We start from the raw sequence: 16,667 nt of genomic DNA, 5'->3' as shown, positions 1-16,667 counted from the left end.
CCCTGGCTAGCCACGGGGAGCCGTCGGCAGTTCGTCGGGGTCGACCGGTGCCGGCGCGGTGGGCGCGGCGGGTGGCACGGTGATGGTGCCGGTGGGCGGGGCATCCGCACCGGATTCCAGGTCGGCATCAGGGTCGGCCTCGGTCTGAGCGGCGAGGGCGCGGTCACGGCGACGGTGCACAATGTTGCGCCAGATGCCGAAGCCGAAGAACAGCACCACCAGGGCAGCGAAGATGCGCGAGCCGATGCCCTCCCAGTCCGCCCGCACGTTCACCGAGATCAGGGACGGCTGGGCGATGGATTCGCCGGCAGGGGTGTACAGGGTGACTCGGAGGGTGACGGCGCCGTTTCCGACCGCGGCGGTCACCGGGATCGACACGGTCTTGGCCGAACTGGCATCGAGGACGGCCTCGACGTCGTTGCCGACAACGAGGCGCCCGTTCGAGGGAACGACCTGCACCCGCACGGTGACGGCCTGCCCGAGCGCATTGTTCAGGGTGACGGGAATGTCGACCTTGCTGCCTACGACGTTGATCGGGCCCTTGGTGCTGACCGTGACCGAGCGCAGCTGATCGTGCGAGGCGGCGAGGTTGTCTCCGACCGCCGTGCGCCACTCGTCCGGCTGCGATTCCCAGGCCGTGGCCAGCAGAGCGAGCAGTGCCAGCCGATTCGGTGCCAGCACAGCGGTGGGATCGGAGAGGGCGCCGGAGAAGCTGGTCAGTTCGGCCTCACGCTGGATCAGGCGGCGGGCGAGATCGACGCTCTCGGCGGGCTCGGCCTGAGCCGCGAAGGTGACGCCGGACGACACCGGGGTGGCCAGCGCCGTGGTGAGTGGGGTGGCGGTGTACCAGGGCAGGGCGGCGAGCGAGTCGATCGTCTGGCTGAGGCGGCTCGATGTCGGCGGCCAACCGCGGTCGAGGGTAGCGAGCAGCGTGCGAGCCCGGTCGGGGTTCTCCACCGCGACGACCGCGATCTGAGACGAGAGTTCAGCCAGGGCGCCTCGCCAGTCCTCGTCGGTCGTCGCCGTGACGGCGGCGCGGAGGGCGGCGGAGATGTCGGTGTCGGAGACCAGGCCGAGCTCGGTCTCGCCCAGTTCGATGGTGGTGTTCGCGATCGGGTCCGCGCTGGTCGTGGAGACGTTGCCGGCCGAGAGAATGGTGGTGGTGAGGCCACTGCCGGCGAAGGCGTCGATGTCGGCCTGTGCCACAGCGTTGTCGGCCGGCCAGGCGATGGTGGTGGAGGTGTAGTCCCAGGCGAGCAGCTGATCGAGGGTGGGAACTGTGCTGGCGTCGCCCGGCTCGGCTGGTGCCTCGGTAGATGTCGGTTCCGGAATATCTGATTCGGCGGGCTCGTCCTGCGGGTCGGGCAGAGCGGTCGGTTCGGTCGGGACGAACAGCTCGGGATCGGTCGCGAAGGCCAGAGACGTGGGTGTGAGCACGCCGGCGGAGCCACCCTGTACGACCAACGACGGATCGGCATCTGCATAGCCGAGTGGGAATATATCGTTCTCGGCGGACGCGAGGCGGTTGAGCCACTCGACCGCCGAGGCCGGGGCGGCCGTTCCGAGCACCCGGATGGAAGCGATGATCATGGGGTCGATGGCAATGGCCACCGGACGGTTGAACACTCCGTCGAGCTGGCGGGTGAGGATGCCGGAGGGCGCCGTGTACGCGGTGAGGTCGTCTGCGGTGATCAACCCGGTACTGGTCACGGGTGTGGTGATCGGCATGGTCACAGTGAGGTTGACCGGAGTGACCGGTGTGATCGGGGTCTCGGCGTTGTCCGGGTACCAGACGAAAGTCGACTGCGCCGATGCGCGCACGGTGTCCTTGGTGCTGAGGGAGGCCGAAATTCCCCGAGGCCCCCAGGGGCTCCACTCGAACAGGCCGAGGGACTCGAAGGGCACCGTGACCGCGACGGTCACGGTGCTGTGCGGCTGCACCGTGGTGTCCAGCGGGGTTGATGTCATCAGGTCACCGGAATCGGTGTCTTCGTCAGGGTCGAGCCAGTCGTCCAAAGCGGTGCGGGTTGTGAGCGCACGCTCGGCCAGGTAGATGTCGACCGAACCGTCGGTCACGGCGTCTGCGGTGTCGTTGGTGACGGTCACCGACAACTGCAAGGGCTGGTCGAGATGCAGAACGGAAGAGCCGCTCGGAGTGATGTCGATGCCGACACTGCCGTCATCCGCCGCAGCGTGTACCGAGCCGGTCACGGTCGCGGCCGCCGTGGCTGGACTCGCCGTGGTGACGGCGGGCCAGAGCAGCAGCGGCGCGCAGAGCAGGGCGGCGACAAACCGGCGCCGGATTCCGGGGAGCGCAGGCCGACGCGCGTAATTCGAATCGGCCACCATATACGGGATTCTACGGCGTAGACAGAGCAGAACCCTCCGCGTGGGCTGGGCGGAGAGCGGCGGCGCCGAGCGAGCAACTACCATGGGGGCATGCAGAGCGTCGCGGCAGCCCTCGCAAGACTGGGCGACCTGGCTGCCTCCCCCACGGTTTCCCGACTGGCGAATTCATTCGCTCAGGCCGGTTTCGAATTGGCCCTCGTCGGCGGCCCGGTGCGGGATGCGTTCCTGGACCGAGTCACGAACGACCTCGACTTCACGACCAATGCCACCCCCGACCAGATCCTCGCAATCGTCAAGCCGATCGCCGAGGCCCACTGGGACATCGGTCGTGCCTTCGGCACCATCGGTGCGCAGATCGCCGGTGAGAAGGTGGAGATCACCACCTATCGCGCCGACAGCTACGACGGCCAGACCCGTCGGCCCGACGTGGTGTTCGGCACCAGCCTGGATGACGACCTGCTCCGGCGCGACTTCACCGTCAATGCGTTGGCCCTGCGGCTGCCCCAGGTCACCCTGGTGGATCCCTCCAACGGTATCGACGACCTCCTCAATGGAGTGCTGCGCACACCCACGTCGCCCGAGATCTCGTTCGGCGATGACCCGCTGCGGATGATGCGGGCCGCGCGCTTCACCGCCCAGCTCGGCTTCACCCTCGAGATCGACACCGCGATTGCCATGGCGGCCATGGCCGGCAGCATCAGCATCATCTCCGCTGAGCGGGTCGGCGATGAACTCGGCAAGCTCCTGCGCGCCCACAATCCGCGGGCCGGCATTGAACTGCTCGTCGACTCCGGTCTGGCCGCCCTGGTGCTGCCGGAGATCCCGGCGTTGCGCCTGGAAATCGACGAACACCACCACCACAAAGACGTCTACCAGCACACCCTCACCGTGCTCGATCAGGCCATCGGCTACGAACGCAGTCGCCAGAATCTGGCGCAGCCCGATCTGATCGTGCGCCTCGCCGCTCTGCTGCACGACATCGGCAAGCCGGCCACCCGCAGGCTCGAGGCCGGCGGGGTCGTCAGTTTCTACCACCACGACGTTGTCGGCTCCAAGCTGGCGAAGAAGCGGCTGCGCGCCCTGCGCTTCGACAACGACACCATCTCGGCTGTCTCCCGGTTGGTAGAACTGCACCTGCGTTTCTTCGGCTACACCGAGGGTGCCTGGACCGACTCCGCCGTGAGGCGTTACGTGCGGGATGCCGGTGACCAGCTGGAACGCCTGCACATCCTCACCCGGGCCGACGTCACCACGCGCAACCGCCGCAAGGCCGATCGTCTGGGCTTCGCCTACGACGACCTCGAGCAGCGCATCAGCGAGCTCGCCGCGCAGGAAGAGATGGAAGCGGTGCGGCCCGACCTCGACGGCGAGGAGATCATGGCGGTTCTCGGGCTCACGCCCGGCCGTGAGGTGGGTGAGGCCTATCGGTACCTGCTTGAACAGAGGCTCGACGATGGCCCGCTCGGCACCGAGGAAGCCACCCGTCGGCTGCAGTCCTGGTGGGCCGCCCGCACTACCTGATCCTCCCGCCGCACCCGATCCTCCCGCGGGGGTGTGCACCCTTCGCCGAGTTGCCCATGTGCGGACGAGTTGCTCCCGCCGGCTGGGGCAGTTGGTCCGGAGCAGGGCAGCTCGCTGCTCCCGCGCGGGGTACCCGGGGGCACTCCTCCTCACCTGTCGGGTCGGGCCGCTCTGTGGAGGTGGGGTTCTCTTGGTCGAGTTGCCCCTATGCGGACGAGTTGCTCCCGCTGGCTGGGGCAGTTGGTCCGTAAGAGGGCAGGTCGCGCGCCACGCGCTGCGGAACAGCACTCCTCCACAGGTGTCGCACGGACCAGGTTGTGCACAGGGCGGCTCCGCCTGGCGGAGGGCGCCGGTTGACGAGCGAGGCTACCCCGCATGGACAACCCCGGATGCCAGCCTTCGGGCTTCAGCTCGCCCACACAGAGCTCGGTCATGACGGCCGTGCCCAGCGGCGCGATCGAGAAGCCGGCCGTCTTGAGCGACTTCGTCGCGGCATCTACCTGCCGAGCAGTATCTGGTCGAGTGCCGACTCGGATGACCGTTATCTCTTGCGTATCCAGGCGGCGGCCATTTCCCGGCGGGAGCAACCGGTGATCAGCCATGTCTCGGCGGCCCGGGTGTGGGGATTGCCGATCCTCGGCCAATGGCCGGCCGCCGTGCATCTGCAAGGCGGGAGCGGGCAGACGCGTACTTCCAAGACCGCGGTCGTGTGGCACCACGACCCACTCCCCGATGCCGACGTCACCGAGATAGCCGGGCTACTGGTCACGACCAGGATCCGCACCCTGGTCGACCTGGCCCGAAGCCAACCCTTCCGCTCGGCGGTGATCAGTCTGGATGCCGGGCTGCAGGAACACTTCGCCGGTCCGGATGGACTGGCTCTACCGGCCGTGCTGCCTGAGGAGGTCATGGATCGAGTGCTCCGGCTGGGCAGTGCCAGAGGCACCCGCCGGGCGCGGCAGGCCGTGGACTTCGCGGACTCGCGGTCCGGCTCTGTTGGAGAGTCGTTGAGTCGTACCGGGATCTGGTTGGCCGGGATGCCGGTGCCCGACCTGCAGATCGTCTATCCGCACGCATTCGGTGAGGACCGGGTGGACTTCCGGTGGAAGCGGAGGTTCCACGTGAAACGAATGCCTCTTCTTGGTGAGTTCGACGGAGAGGTGAAGTACACCCGTGCACAATTTCGCGGCGGGCGCTCCATCGACGAAATCGTCTGGGAAGAGAAACGGCGGGAGGACCGGCTCCGCGCCCCGGGCAGGGCGATGGCCCGGTGGCTCTGGGCGGACGCCCTCAAGCCGGAGCGACTGAGGGCCCTGTTGCTCAACGCGGGGCTGAGGCCCGACCAGTGTGCGTCCACCTCGCGGTGGTCCGCCGCACGAGCTGCCCCGGCGCGGACGAGTTGCCCGGGCGCACCGGAGCAAGTCGTCGGCGCATGGGCAAGTCGGCGCAAATTCTCGGTGCGGAGGGCATCGGGTCGGCACGGTGGCTTATTGGCCGCGGTTCCGGTAGTCTTGGCAGGTTGTCTGCGTGCCGGATCCCGGCCTCCGCCTTCGACACATGCACAACCCTCCTGTTGCAGAAATACTGCAGCCGTTTTAGTCCGAAGGAGGTGGGTTAGTCATGCACCAGTACGAATTGATGGTTATCCTCGATCCCGAGATCGATGAGCGCACCGTAGCTCCCAGCCTTGACAAGTTCCTCAACGTTGTTCGCAACGATGGCGGAACCATTGACAAGGTTGACGTTTGGGGTCGCCGCCGTCTCGCATACGAGATCAACAAGAAGGCCGAGGGCATCTACGCCGTCGTCGACTTCACCGCAAACGCCGCAGCAACTGCCGAGCTCGACCGTCAGCTGAAGCTGTCGGAAGCCGTCATGCGCACCAAGGTTCTGCGCGCAGAAGAGGGCATCGCCCAGGTTGCCGTTGCAAGCAAGCTTGCCGCCGAGAAGGCCGCCCGCAAGGCAGCCAACCCGAAGGCTGCTGTTGCTCCGGTCAAGGCCGACGCTCCTGCCGCCGCTCCCGCTGCCAAGGTTGCCGCATCCGCCAAGCCTGCAGCTGCTCCGGCCGCTCCTGCTGCCGCGGCCGCTCCTGCCGAGGCAGACGCCGACAAGGCAAGCGACAAGTAGCCCATGGCCGGCGAGACCGTAATCACCGTGGTGGGCAACCTCACCAGCGATCCGGAACTGCGTTACACGCAGAACGGGCTGGCGGTAGCCAACTTCACCATTGCCTCCACTCCGCGCAATTTCGATCGCGCAGCTAACGAGTGGAAAGATGGCGAGGCACTGTTCCTGCGCGCGAGCGTTTGGCGTGAATTCGCCGAACACGTGGCCGGTTCACTGACCAAGGGTTCCCGTGTCATCGCTTCCGGGCGTCTCAAGCAGCGTTCGTATGAGACCAAGGAAGGTGAAAAGCGCACGAGCATGGAGCTCGAGATCGACGAAATTGGTCCCTCGCTGCGCTACGCCACCGCCTCTCTCACTCGCGCGCAGTCATCCTCTGCTCCCCGTGGCGGCGCTCCCGTCGCGCAGCAGGGTAACGACGAGCCCTGGGCCCCCAGCGCCCCCGCAGCCAACACCGGCGGCGGAGATGTCTGGAACACCCCGGGTAACTTCAGCGACGAGACCCCCTTCTAAGCCGAACCTCACGGTTGACGGCTGCACACAAACGTTTAAGAAAGTAAGGAAATCATGGCTGGAAAGTCGAGCGGCGACCGCCGCAAGCCGCTCCGCGGTGCTAAGGGTGGCAAGAACGCTGCCCCCGCGAAGTCGATCCGGGTTGGTGTCATCGATTACAAGGATGTCCCCACTCTTCGGAAGTTCATCTCAGAGCGTGGAAAGATCCGCGCCCGCCGCATCACCGGCGTCTCCGTCCAGGAGCAGCGCCTGATCGCGCGTGCCGTCAAGAACGCCCGCGAAATGGCCTTGCTGCCCTACGCCGGCTCAGGCCGGTAAGGAGCCCTCACATGTCGAAACTGATTCTGACCCACGAGGTCTCTGGCCTCGGTACCCCCGGTGACATCGTTGATGTCAAGAACGGGTTCGCTCGCAACTACCTTCTCCCCCAGGGCTTCGCTGTTGCGTGGACCCGCGGTGGCGAAAAGCAGATCGAGCAGATCAAGGCCGCCCGCGTAGCCCGCGAGCACGCCACCCTCGAAGAGGCCCAGGCTCTCAAGGTCACCCTTGAGAACACCAAGGTCAAGCTGGTCGTCAAGGCCGGCGCCGGCGGACGCCTGTTCGGCTCCGTCAAGACCACCGACGTGGCCGAAGCGGTTGCCGCTGCCGGTCTCGGTGCCATCGACAAGCGCAAGATCGAGCTCAGCCCGATCAAGGCGACCGGTGAGCACACTGCGACGGTTCGTCTGCGTGACGAGCTCAGCGCGACCATCACCCTCCAGGTGGTAGCCGCCAAGTAGCGTCTTCTGTACCCGGAGTAGCGGTGTGGCCCAATGGGTCACACCGCTACTCCTCTTTAACGCCTGCACCATCCCCCATTCTTGGCACATTTGACCGCTGTTATGCACCGCTTTGTGCACAGGCGCCCACCTATTTCATCAACATTCAAGCGAGTATTGAAACAAGTTTTTCCACACACCTGTGAGTAAGAGAATATGCCGGTCAGACGGAATATTTGATTTCAACTTCGTGAGTTGTCCACAGGCGAGTGCACAGCTTGTGCACAAGGGCTGCGGCGTTTCGCGCAGATTCCCCACAGTGTTATCCACAGGGCAGTTTGGCTGTGGAGGCACGGATCTCTAGTGTGGGCAATCAGGGCAGGTCGAGGGACCCGCCCGGGCGCTGTTCGTCCCCTGTCGGCGGCTCCTGATACACCTGAACCACACCAACACGAGGAGGCTCGGCGTGTCGATAGCTCACCTGGGTTACGCCGATCAGCGATCCGAATCGCGCAGCTCAGAGCCGCGCCACTCCGAACGCACCCCGCCGCACGACCTGCTGGCGGAACAGAGCGCACTCGGCGGCATGATGCTGAGCAAGGACGCCGTCGCTGACGTCGTCGAGACCGTGCGGGCCACCGACTTCTACGTGCCCAAGCACGAGATCATCTTCGACGCCATCCTCTCGCTCTATGCCCAGGGTGAACCGACCGACGTCATCACCGTCACCGACGAGCTCACCAAGCTTGGCGAGCTTTCCCGCGCCGGCGGCGCCGACTACCTGCACACTCTCACCAGCCTGGTGCCCACCGCCGCGAATGCCGGCTTCTACTCGACCATCGTCGCCGAACGGTCCATGCTGCGAAAGCTGGTCGAAGCCGGCACCCGCATCGCCCAGATGGGCTATGCCGGCGAGGGTGAAGTGCTCGACCTGGTGAACACCGCGCAGGCCGAGATCTACTCGATCACCGGCAGCACCGAGACAGAGGACTACGTTCCGCTCACCGACGCGGTCACGGCGGCCATCGAGGACATCGAAGCAGCCAAGCTCAAGGACGGCCAGTTCACGGGTGTTCCCACCGGATTCGCCGACCTCGACGAACTCACCAACGGCTTCCACGGTGGCCAGCTGATCATCGTGGCTGCCCGCCCCGCGCTGGGTAAGTCCACCCTCGCGCTCGACTTCGCCCGGGCGGCGTCGATCCACCACAACATGCCGAGCATCTTCTTCTCCCTCGAAATGGGCCGCAGCGAGATTGCCATGCGCCTCCTCGCCGCCGAGGCCAGCGTGCCGCTGCAGAGCATGCGCAAGGGAAACGTGGAGGCGCGGGACTGGACCACGATCGCCGCCACCCGCGGCCGTATCAACGACGCGCCGCTCTACATCGATGACAGCCCGAACATGACCCTCGTGGAGATTCGCGCCAAGTGCCGACGGCTCAAGCAGCGTGTGGGTCTCAAGCTCGTTGTGATCGACTACCTGCAGCTGATGACCTCGGGTAAAAAGGTCGAATCGCGCCAGCAGGAGGTCAGTGAGTTCTCCCGGGCGCTCAAGCTCCTCGCCAAGGAGCTGCAGGTGCCCGTGATCGCCCTCTCCCAGCTGAACCGTGGCCCGGAACAGCGCGCCGACAAGATGCCCGCCATCTCCGACCTGCGCGAATCCGGCTCGCTCGAGCAGGACGCCGACATGGTGATCCTGCTGCACCGCGAGAGCGCGTACGAGAAGGACAACCCGCGCGCCGGCGAGGCCGACCTCATCGTGGCCAAGCACCGCAACGGCCCCACCCGCACCGTCACCGTGGCCTTCCACGGCCACTACTCCCGGTTCGCAGACATGGTGCCCGGCGCATAGCCGTCAGCTGACCGCAGGGTGTGTCGCGGCCCTAGCCCAGGGCAGCGCGGCGCGTGGTGTGCCGGGTGGGTACGGCGGACCAGGGGTCCTCCGGCCAGGGGTGCTTCGGGTAGCGTCCGCGCATCTCCGCTCGCACCTGCGAGTACGGACCTGCCCAGAAGGATGCGAGGTCGTCGGTCACGGCAAGGGGATGCCCGGCCGGGGAAAGCAAGTGGAACAACACCGGCACTCGTCCTCTGCAGATTCGTGGGGTCTCTGCCCATCCGAAGCATTCCTGGAGTTTCACAGCCACAACGGGACGAGCCGACGCATCATCGGCGGGTGGGTAGCTGAGACGGACATGCGAGCCGCTGGGAACCCGGAAGCGCTCCGGAACCAGAGCGTCAAGGTCGACCGCGGCCGGCCACGGCAGGATGCGACGGAGCGCTGGGGCAAGGTCGATGCGCGCGGCCGGAGTGCCGGCGGCCAGGTCGCTCAGCTCGGGGCCGAGCCAGGCATCGAGCGCGTCAAGCAAAACGGTGTCTGAGACATCCGGCCAGGGCGATCCGAGCTCGCGATGCAGCAGCGCGAGGCGACGCCGCAGAGCGTCCGCGGCGGCTGACCAGATGAACACTCCGAGCCCCTGCTCTGTGACGGCGCGGCGCACGGCCTCCCGTCCGCCGTCGTCCGCCGGCACGCGCACCGGCACCGAGGAGCGAATGATCGCGCCGATCCGACGTTCACGACGGGCGACAACGCGCCCGTCCACGAACCGTGCTTCGACCCGGTCTGTGCAGAGATGGGGCGCCACCTGCTCCGCTTGGTCCTCCGAGAATATGGCGGCAGAACGGATGAGTGCTCCGGTTCCCGCGGCCGCTCGTCCCTGTGCCCGAGTCACGTCCGCCACCGCCAACCAGTCGGCACTCGCGAGCGGACCGGTGATCCCGGCACGGGTGCCGGAGGCGAGAAGAAAGGTTGCACCGTTGGGCGACTGATCGACGCGGCGGGCGATCCACTCGGGAAAGGCGAGCGCGATGATCAGTCCGGTCTGATCAGCGCCACCTCGCGCCGTGTCACTCGCCCCGGCGAAGCGCTCGAGACGGCGGACATCCTGCTCCCATCGGCGGGCATCCGGGCTTCGCCCAGTGCGCAGCGCGTTGAGAGTGGCCTGGGCGTCTCCGTCGCGAACGCGGAGATCACCTGTGAGCAGCGCGACGACCTCGGCCGCTGCGCGCCCGCCGACCAGGTCACTCCCGGCGCGCAGTGCGCGGGCGAGGCGCGGAGCTGTCGGGACGCGGGCGAGCGCTCTCCCTTCGTCGGTGGCGCGGCCATCGGCATCGATCGCGCCGAGCCCACGCAGCGCGGCGAGGGCCTCGTCCAGGCTGCCAGACGGGAGCGGATCGACCAGCCGCAGGCCCACGCCACTCGGGGCGCCCCAGCAGGCGAGGAGCAAGGCTGCATCGGTGAGATCTGCCGCCTGGATCTCGGGGGCAGCGTGCGACGGCGCCGTGGCGAAGGTGCGCTCGTCGACGCAGCGGACCACGACGCCAGGCCCCTGCCGGGTGGCGCGCCCCGAGCGCTGGATGGCGGAGGCCTTGGGCGTTGGGCCGGTGACGAGACCGCTCATGCCGCGCGCAGCATCCCGCTGCGGAGCACGAGACAGGCAGGTGTCGACGACCAGGCGTACGCCGGGCACGGTCAGAGAGGATTCGGCCAGTGACGTCGTGACGATGATCCGTGCCGCAGCATCGGGGCTCCGCCCACTGATCACCGTATCCTGCTCTGCGGCGGGGATCTGGCCGTGCAGTTCCCGCACGTCGAACTCCGCGGCGAGACCACGGATGCGTCCGGCGATCTCGGAGACCTCACGCGCACCCGGCGCGAAGACGAGAGCATCGGCGGCCGGATCGGTGCGCACGAGGGTGCGGTGTGCGGCAACCGCGGTGCTCGCGACGTGGTCGAGGAAAGCCCAGGTGACCCCCCGCTCATCCAGCCGAGGTGTGGGTGACGGCGCCCAGCGCACCTCGAGCGGATGGGCCGGTGCGCTCTGGGTCACGATCGGCGCCGGGCACGCATCCGTACCGAGAATGGTCGCGAACCTCTCGGCGTCGAGGGTCGCGGACATCGCGATGAGGACGAGGTCGTCGCGCAGCTCGCGGACCTCGCCGAGTAGCCCGATCAGCAGGTCCGTCTCCAAAGCCCGTTCGTGCACTTCGTCGATGATGACCGCATCGATCCCGTCGAGACCGGGGTCATCGAGCAGTCGGCGCAGAAGCACGCCGGCAGTAACGAACTCGATCAGGGTGGATGGACTCACCTGACGTTCGCCACGGACGGTGTATCCGACGCGAGAGCCGAGAGAGGATCCGTCCAACTGCGCGAGTCGTCGGGCGGCAGCGCGGGCAGCGACCCGGCGTGGCTGAGTGACGATCACACGACCCGGAACCCGATCGGCGAGGATGGGCGGCACGAGTGTGGTCTTGCCCGTGCCCGGCGGCGCGCTGACGACCACGGTACGGCTCCGATCAAGCGCAGCACTCAGGTCGTCGATCGCCGAGGCGAAGGCGAGCCCGCGACCGAGTCTCGACGGATCGAACGAAAGACGGGTCACGACCTCAGTCTGTCGCGTTTCGGGTGTGTGTGCTCACGCGGCAGTGCGGGAAGATCGTTCGATTCGTGAAGGGGCCGGCGCCGACAGGCGGCACGGGCAACCCTCCACCTGGAAGGTCGGGGCCACCGTTGGCCAACCGAGCAGGGTCTTTGGGCCCTGAAAACCGCCTCGGACCGCCAGAGGCCGACGGTACGCTACGAAGTGAGATCGCCCTGGGACGCGCGAACGACCCCGTTTACGCTCGTCCGGTGGCAGATGCGTCAAAGGAGTGGTTGCTCGTGAAGGTTGGCATTGGGCGTGAACGCCGAGACGGCGAAAAACGTGTCGCAGCAACACCGGAGACGGTGACCCAGCTCATCGGACTCGGGGTCGACGTCACCGTCGAGTCCGGCGCCGGACTGGCATCCGGATACTCCGATGCCGCCTACGAGAAGGCGGGCGCGCATCTCGCCACGGCCTTCGATGCGACCGCGTTCGATGTGCTGTGTCACGTGCGCCCACTCACCCCGGAGCTGGCCGCCACCCTGCGGGCCGGCACGATCACCGTCGGACTAGCCTCACCGGCCTCGGAACTGCCCACCGTCGCCGCCCTGGCGGCCGCCCAGATCACCTCGTTCGCACTCGAACTGGTTCCACGGATCTCCCGCGCCCAGTCGATGGACGCGCTCACCTCCCAGGCGCTCGTTGCCGGGTACCGTGCCGTGCTCGAGGCCACCATCCGCTTCCCCCGGTTCTTCCCGCTCTACATGACCGCGGCCGGCACCATCCCTCCGGCCCGGGTGCTCGTGCTCGGCGCCGGTGTCGCCGGATTGCAGGCCATCGGAACGGCCAAGCGCCTCGGCGCCCGGGTCTCCGCCTACGACGTGCGACCCGCGTCGGCCGACGAGGTCACCTCGATGGGCGGCACCTTCATCACCCTCGACCTGGACGCCGTCGAGGGCACCGGTGGTTACGCCACCGAGCTCGCCGAAGACCGGGCCACCCGGCAGCGTGAGCTGCTCGCCCCGCACGTGGCCAAGGCGGATGTGCTCATCACCACCGCCGCGATCCCCGGTCGTCCCGCCCCGCTTCTGGTGACCCGCGACATGGTCGCCGCGATGCCGGCCGGTTCCGTGGTCATCGACCTCGCCGCCGAAACCGGCGGCAACGTCGAGGGCGTGATCGCCGGCGCCGACCAGCTCGTACCCACTACCGCCGGTGACGGTGCCGTCACCCTGGTCGGCATGCAGGACGCGGCCTCCGCGATGGCGTTCGACGCCTCCCGCCTGTACGCCAAGAACGTCGCCAACCTGCTCGCGCTGATGACCCACGACGGTGAGGTCGTTCCCGACTACGCCGACGAGGTCATCGCGGGCGCCTGTCTCACCGCCGGCGGCGAGGTGCGCCACGCACCCACCGCAGCCGCGCTGGAAGGAAAGAACTGATGGATCCAATCACCCTCCTGACGGTGATCGTCTTGACCGTCTTCGTCGGCTTCGAAGTGGTCTCCAAGGTGTCGAGCACCCTGCATACCCCACTGATGAGCGGCGCGAACGCCATCCACGGCATCATCCTGATCGGCGCGATCATCGTCGCCGGCCAGCTGGATGATCCCTGGTTGCTGGTCGTGGCACTGCTCGCCGTGGCGCTGGCCACCGCCAACCTCGTCGGCGGATTCGTCGTCACCGACCGCATGCTGGGCATGTTCCGCGGCCGCAAGCCCGCCACCGAGAAAGACAGCACCAAATGAACATCCTGAACGCCGAGTGGACCGCACTGCTCTATCTGGTCGCGGCCGTCTGCTTCATCCTCGCCTTGAAGGGACTCAGCTCTCCCCGCACCGCCCGCCGCGGCAACCTGATCGGCGCAGGCGGGGCGACCCTCGCCGTGATCACCGTGTTCCTCTCGGCCAAGCTCGACAACATCCCCTACATCCTCCTGGCCATCGTGGTGGGCTCCGCAATCGCGGCGCCGATCTCCCGCCGGGTGCAGATGACCCAGATGCCCCAACTGGTGGCGCTGTTCAACGGTGTCGGTGGTGGCGCGGCCGCGCTGGTGGCCATGCTCGAACTCGGCCACAGCGAGGGCCCCTGGGTTCTCGTGGCCGTCGTCTTCACGATGCTCGTCGGTGCCGTCTCCTTCGCCGGCTCCGCGATCACCGTGGCCAAGCTGCAGGAACTGATCACCACCCGCCCGGTCGTCTTCCCCGGCATGAAGTGGGTCATGTCCCTCGCCGTGCTCGCCGCCCTGGTCATCGCCGGCGTGGTTGTGGCGACCGGCTCAGCCGGGTGGGCGTTGCTGCTGCTCGTGCTCGGCCTGGCCGTCGGCCTGCTGCTGGTGCTGCCCGTCGGCGGCGCTGACGTGCCCATCGTCATCTCCCTGCTCAACGCCTTCACCGGCCTGGCCGTCGCGGCCTCCGGTGTGGTGCTCGACAATGTGCTGCTGGTCGTCGCCGGAACCCTCGTGGGCGCCAGCGGTACCATCCTCACCCGCGCCATGGCCTCGGCCATGGGCCGCGGAGTGAGCGGCATCATGTTCGGCGCGTTCCGCGGCGGCTCCACCGCCGGTTCGACCGAGCAGAGCAACCGGCCGGTGCGCTCGTCCAGCCCCGAAGACGTCGCCGTGATGCTCGCCTACGCCCAGCGCGTTGTGATCGTGCCCGGGTACGGCCTGGCCGTGGCCCAGGGCCAGCACACCATCGCCGAACTCGCGACGACCCTCGAGGCCCGCGGCGTCGACGTGGCGTTCGCCATCCACCCCGTTGCCGGGCGCATGCCGGGGCACATGAACGTGCTCCTGGCCGAGGCGAACGTGCCGTACGAGTCGCTCAAGGAAATGGCCGAGGTCAATCCCGAGTTCAAGAACACCGATGTGGTGCTCGTGGTCGGCGCCAACGACGTGGTCAACCCGGCCGCGAAGACCTCGCCCGGCTCGCCGATCTACGGGATGCCGATCCTCGAGGTCGAGGAAGGCCGCCAGATCGTCTTCCTCAAGCGGTCGATGCGCCCCGGCTTCGCCGGCATCGAGAACGAGCTGCTCTTCGACCCGAAGACGACGCTGTTGTTCGGTGACGCCAAGGACTCGCTCACCAAGGTGCTCGGCGCGGTCAACGCGCTCTAGCCGAACAGGCCCCAGAGGTTGCGCTCGGAGACAACCGAGCGCAACCTCTTTTTGGTGAGGTTACTGCGCACGATCCAGCGCGCATCCGGTTCGTCACGCGCGGCGAGGGCGCGGAAGGCCGCCAGGCCCGCCTCCGGGCTCGCTGCGATCGCGACACTCCAGGTGTAACCCAACGCCACTCGCAGCACCCGGTGTGCCTCCCGTTCGGCGGCGGGGGCCTGAGCCGGAAGCGGGGCACCCAGCAGCAGGGCGGTTGCGCGATCGCAGGCGTGCAGGGCCAGTTCCTGCGCGGGTGGCTCGTGCAGCAGCCGCGGTTCGCAGATCGCGGCCACCGCTGCCCGAGCCAACCACGGGTCCGCTGCGCTCGCCCACTCGTCGATCACCGGGTAGAGCAGGTCAGGGTCGGCGTCACCGAGGAGCTGCAGCGCCCGAGCCGCACCTTCCCGCACCCGCCAGCGTGGGTCGGCCGCCGCCCGGCGCAGCTCGACCAGCGCGCCGGTTCGCTCGGCCGGACTGAGGCAGAGCCGGCCGAGCGCTTCGGTGGCGCAGAAGGCGAGGAACTCGTCGGCCGAACCCACGAGCTGTCGAACCAGATCGGCGGGGGCGACGGCCGCGAAGGCATCGGCGAGGGCCAGGTTGGCCCGCGGGCCCGGCAAGCCGGAGTGCGCGGTCAGGTAGCCGGCCATCGTCTCGGGTGTCGCGTCTGCCAGGTCGGCCAACTCCGCCTCGTACCCGGCGGGCCCTGCACCGATCGTGGTCTCGTGTCGTTCTCCGGCCCTGGCCATCAGATTCTCCCGTCCGGGGGTGACGGTAGTCGCGCCGGGCCGGGGCTGCAACGCCCCGATCGGGGTGGGCCGCTACGGGCCGGTCCTGTGGCCAGAATCCGGTCAGACGCGCCGCGTAGACTGGACGCATTCCCTGCGACGAAAGAGGTGCCCGCGTGGCGCATGCCCCGGCAGCAGCCGTCACCGGCACCCGGTACTGGACCGTTCCCCTGGCGCGCGCGCTCGTGGCGTTCGTACCCGCCGCGGTGATCACGTTCAACGCCGACCACTCCGCCCAGTTCGGCCTGTACGTCTTCGGCGTGTTCGCCCTGGTCAACGGCGTGGTCACTGCGCTGACCAGCTGGCGCACCATCACGGATGCCCGGGACCGCACGCTCTTCACCGTGCAAGGTGTCGTCGGCGTCGTCGCGGGCGTGCTCGCCCTGGTGCTGCATGCCGGCGGGCTGGGCTTCTTCCTCTACCTGGTCACCGTGTGGGCCGCCGTCACCGGCGTGCTCGAGCTCTACAGCGGCCTGCGGCTGCGCGGCCGCGGTGACGTCACCCGGGACTGGCTGATCGTCGGCGTGCTCACCGCGGTGCTCTCCCTCGCCTTCTTGCTCCTGCCGCCGCACGCCGTCGTCTCGGTCGGCCTGCTCGGCGCCTACCTCGTCATCATCGGCGTCTACCTCGTCATCGCCGGATTCTCCCTGCTGTGGGCGCAGAAGGATGCGAAGCGCGCACTGGCCTCTTCCACCACAGAATCGGACACCCCGTGACCCAGAACAACCCGCACAAACCCACCAGGAGCGAGATTCTCAAGCCCGTCGAACTGGTTGGCATCTCCGCCGCGATGGCGCTCTTCGTGGGCCTGACGATCCTGCTAGCCACCCGCAACCTGCCGCTGTCGTCGATCGCGCTGGGCATCACGTTCATCGTGGCCCTGGTGGTCATCGCGATGCTCGCGTTGGGCATGAAGCCCACCGCCGCCGAGAAGGACGACCTCGACGAGCAGAACAGCACCGGCCGGGCCGGCACGCCGACCGAACCAGGCGACAGCCCCTCCGGCCACTAGCGCCAGCCGGGGCCCGCCGGGGTGG

Annotated in this window: 13 protein-coding genes and 1 pseudogene; 11 read left to right on the top strand and 3 right to left on the bottom strand. The window is 67.8% G+C overall.

Features of this window, described 5'->3' with window-relative positions; all coding sequences use genetic code 11:
* Positions 1-6: 6 nt before the first annotated feature.
* Positions 7-2,349: a DUF6049 family protein gene (locus CTB96_RS04755; RefSeq protein ID WP_110125726.1), complete on the bottom strand. Its 2,343-nt coding sequence runs from the start codon at positions 2,347-2,349 to the stop codon at positions 7-9.
* Between the two features lie 90 nt (positions 2,350-2,439).
* Here CTB96_RS04755 and CTB96_RS04750 point away from each other — a divergent pair, with 90 nt between their 5' ends.
* The 6 genes and pseudogenes from CTB96_RS04750 (at position 2,440) to dnaB (ending at position 9,117) form a co-directional block, all read left to right on the top strand.
* Positions 2,440-3,870, top strand: a complete 1,431-nt coding sequence (locus CTB96_RS04750) for a CCA tRNA nucleotidyltransferase (protein WP_110125725.1) — start codon at positions 2,440-2,442, stop codon at positions 3,868-3,870.
* Between the two features lie 1,620 nt (positions 3,871-5,490).
* Positions 5,491-5,853 (top strand): annotated as a pseudogene (gene rpsF, locus CTB96_RS04745) (30S ribosomal protein S6); the annotation flags it as partial.
* A 147-nt stretch (positions 5,854-6,000) separates the two neighbouring features.
* A complete protein-coding gene (locus tag CTB96_RS04740; protein WP_110125723.1) occupies positions 6,001-6,507 on the top strand; it encodes a single-stranded DNA-binding protein in 507 nt (168 codons plus the stop codon).
* A gap of 54 nt (positions 6,508-6,561) precedes the next feature.
* Complete coding sequence (rpsR, locus tag CTB96_RS04735) at positions 6,562-6,825, top strand: 30S ribosomal protein S18 (RefSeq protein ID WP_035835236.1); 264 nt, start codon at positions 6,562-6,564, stop codon at positions 6,823-6,825.
* Positions 6,826-6,836: 11 nt separating this feature from the next.
* Positions 6,837-7,286, top strand: a complete 450-nt coding sequence (rplI, locus tag CTB96_RS04730) for a 50S ribosomal protein L9 (RefSeq protein WP_110125722.1) — start codon at positions 6,837-6,839, stop codon at positions 7,284-7,286.
* A 445-nt stretch (positions 7,287-7,731) separates the two neighbouring features.
* Complete coding sequence (gene dnaB, locus CTB96_RS04725) at positions 7,732-9,117, top strand: replicative DNA helicase (RefSeq protein ID WP_110125721.1); 1,386 nt, start codon at positions 7,732-7,734, stop codon at positions 9,115-9,117.
* Positions 9,118-9,148: 31 nt separating this feature from the next.
* Here the strand turns inward: dnaB and hrpB are convergent, their stop codons facing one another.
* Complete coding sequence (hrpB, locus tag CTB96_RS04720; RefSeq protein ID WP_110125720.1) at positions 9,149-11,707, bottom strand: ATP-dependent helicase HrpB; 2,559 nt, start codon at positions 11,705-11,707, stop codon at positions 9,149-9,151.
* Positions 11,708-11,985: 278 nt separating this feature from the next.
* Here hrpB and CTB96_RS04715 point away from each other — a divergent pair, with 278 nt between their 5' ends.
* From CTB96_RS04715 to CTB96_RS04705, 3 genes are read left to right on the top strand one after another with little or no spacing between them, the layout of a single operon-like run.
* Positions 11,986-13,131 (top strand): Re/Si-specific NAD(P)(+) transhydrogenase subunit alpha, encoded by a 1,146-nt coding sequence (locus tag CTB96_RS04715; RefSeq protein WP_110125942.1) that lies wholly within the window; start codon positions 11,986-11,988, stop codon positions 13,129-13,131.
* Positions 13,131-13,436 (top strand): NAD(P) transhydrogenase subunit alpha part 2, encoded by a 306-nt coding sequence (locus CTB96_RS04710; RefSeq protein WP_110125719.1) that lies wholly within the window; start codon positions 13,131-13,133, stop codon positions 13,434-13,436. The genes CTB96_RS04715 and CTB96_RS04710 overlap by 1 nt, the downstream gene beginning before the upstream one ends.
* Complete coding sequence (locus CTB96_RS04705; RefSeq protein ID WP_110125718.1) at positions 13,433-14,806, top strand: NAD(P)(+) transhydrogenase (Re/Si-specific) subunit beta; 1,374 nt, start codon at positions 13,433-13,435, stop codon at positions 14,804-14,806. The genes CTB96_RS04710 and CTB96_RS04705 overlap by 4 nt, the downstream gene beginning before the upstream one ends.
* On the opposite strand, the gene CTB96_RS04700 is transcribed toward CTB96_RS04705, so the two are convergent.
* Positions 14,803-15,591, bottom strand: a complete 789-nt coding sequence (locus CTB96_RS04700; protein WP_219993211.1) for a HEAT repeat domain-containing protein — start codon at positions 15,589-15,591, stop codon at positions 14,803-14,805. The two genes, CTB96_RS04705 and CTB96_RS04700, sit on opposite strands and share 4 nt — an antisense overlap.
* 155 nt (positions 15,592-15,746) lie before the next feature.
* Between CTB96_RS04700 and CTB96_RS04695 the strand changes: the two genes are divergently transcribed.
* Positions 15,747-16,346, top strand: a complete 600-nt coding sequence (locus CTB96_RS04695; RefSeq protein WP_110125717.1) for a DUF308 domain-containing protein — start codon at positions 15,747-15,749, stop codon at positions 16,344-16,346.
* Positions 16,343-16,642: a hypothetical protein gene (locus CTB96_RS04690; protein WP_248283210.1), complete on the top strand. Its 300-nt coding sequence runs from the start codon at positions 16,343-16,345 to the stop codon at positions 16,640-16,642. The genes CTB96_RS04695 and CTB96_RS04690 overlap by 4 nt, the downstream gene beginning before the upstream one ends.
* The last annotated feature ends 25 nt before the right edge of the window (positions 16,643-16,667 follow it).

The sequence above is a fragment of the Cryobacterium arcticum genome, from assembly GCF_003185895.1.
Lineage (GTDB): Bacteria > Actinomycetota > Actinomycetes > Actinomycetales > Microbacteriaceae > Cryobacterium > Cryobacterium arcticum.
Note: the sequence above shows the minus strand (reverse complement) of the source record. Positions and strands in the feature narration are given on the sequence as shown.

Coding starts and splice junctions, on each gene's coding strand:
- rpsR (WP_035835236.1), top strand. CDS start 6,562: ATGGCTGGAAAGTCGAGCGGCGACCGCCGCAAGCCGCTCCGCGGTGCT.
- CTB96_RS04710 (WP_110125719.1), top strand. CDS start 13,131: ATGGATCCAATCACCCTCCTGACGGTGATCGTCTTGACCGTCTTCGTC.
- CTB96_RS04750 (WP_110125725.1), top strand. CDS start 2,440: ATGCAGAGCGTCGCGGCAGCCCTCGCAAGACTGGGCGACCTGGCTGCC.
- CTB96_RS04740 (WP_110125723.1), top strand. CDS start 6,001: ATGGCCGGCGAGACCGTAATCACCGTGGTGGGCAACCTCACCAGCGAT.
- rplI (WP_110125722.1), top strand. CDS start 6,837: ATGTCGAAACTGATTCTGACCCACGAGGTCTCTGGCCTCGGTACCCCC.
- CTB96_RS04705 (WP_110125718.1), top strand. CDS start 13,433: ATGAACATCCTGAACGCCGAGTGGACCGCACTGCTCTATCTGGTCGCG.
- CTB96_RS04700 (WP_219993211.1), bottom strand. CDS start 15,591: ATGGCCAGGGCCGGAGAACGACACGAGACCACGATCGGTGCAGGGCCC.
- CTB96_RS04755 (WP_110125726.1), bottom strand. CDS start 2,349: ATGGTGGCCGATTCGAATTACGCGCGTCGGCCTGCGCTCCCCGGAATC.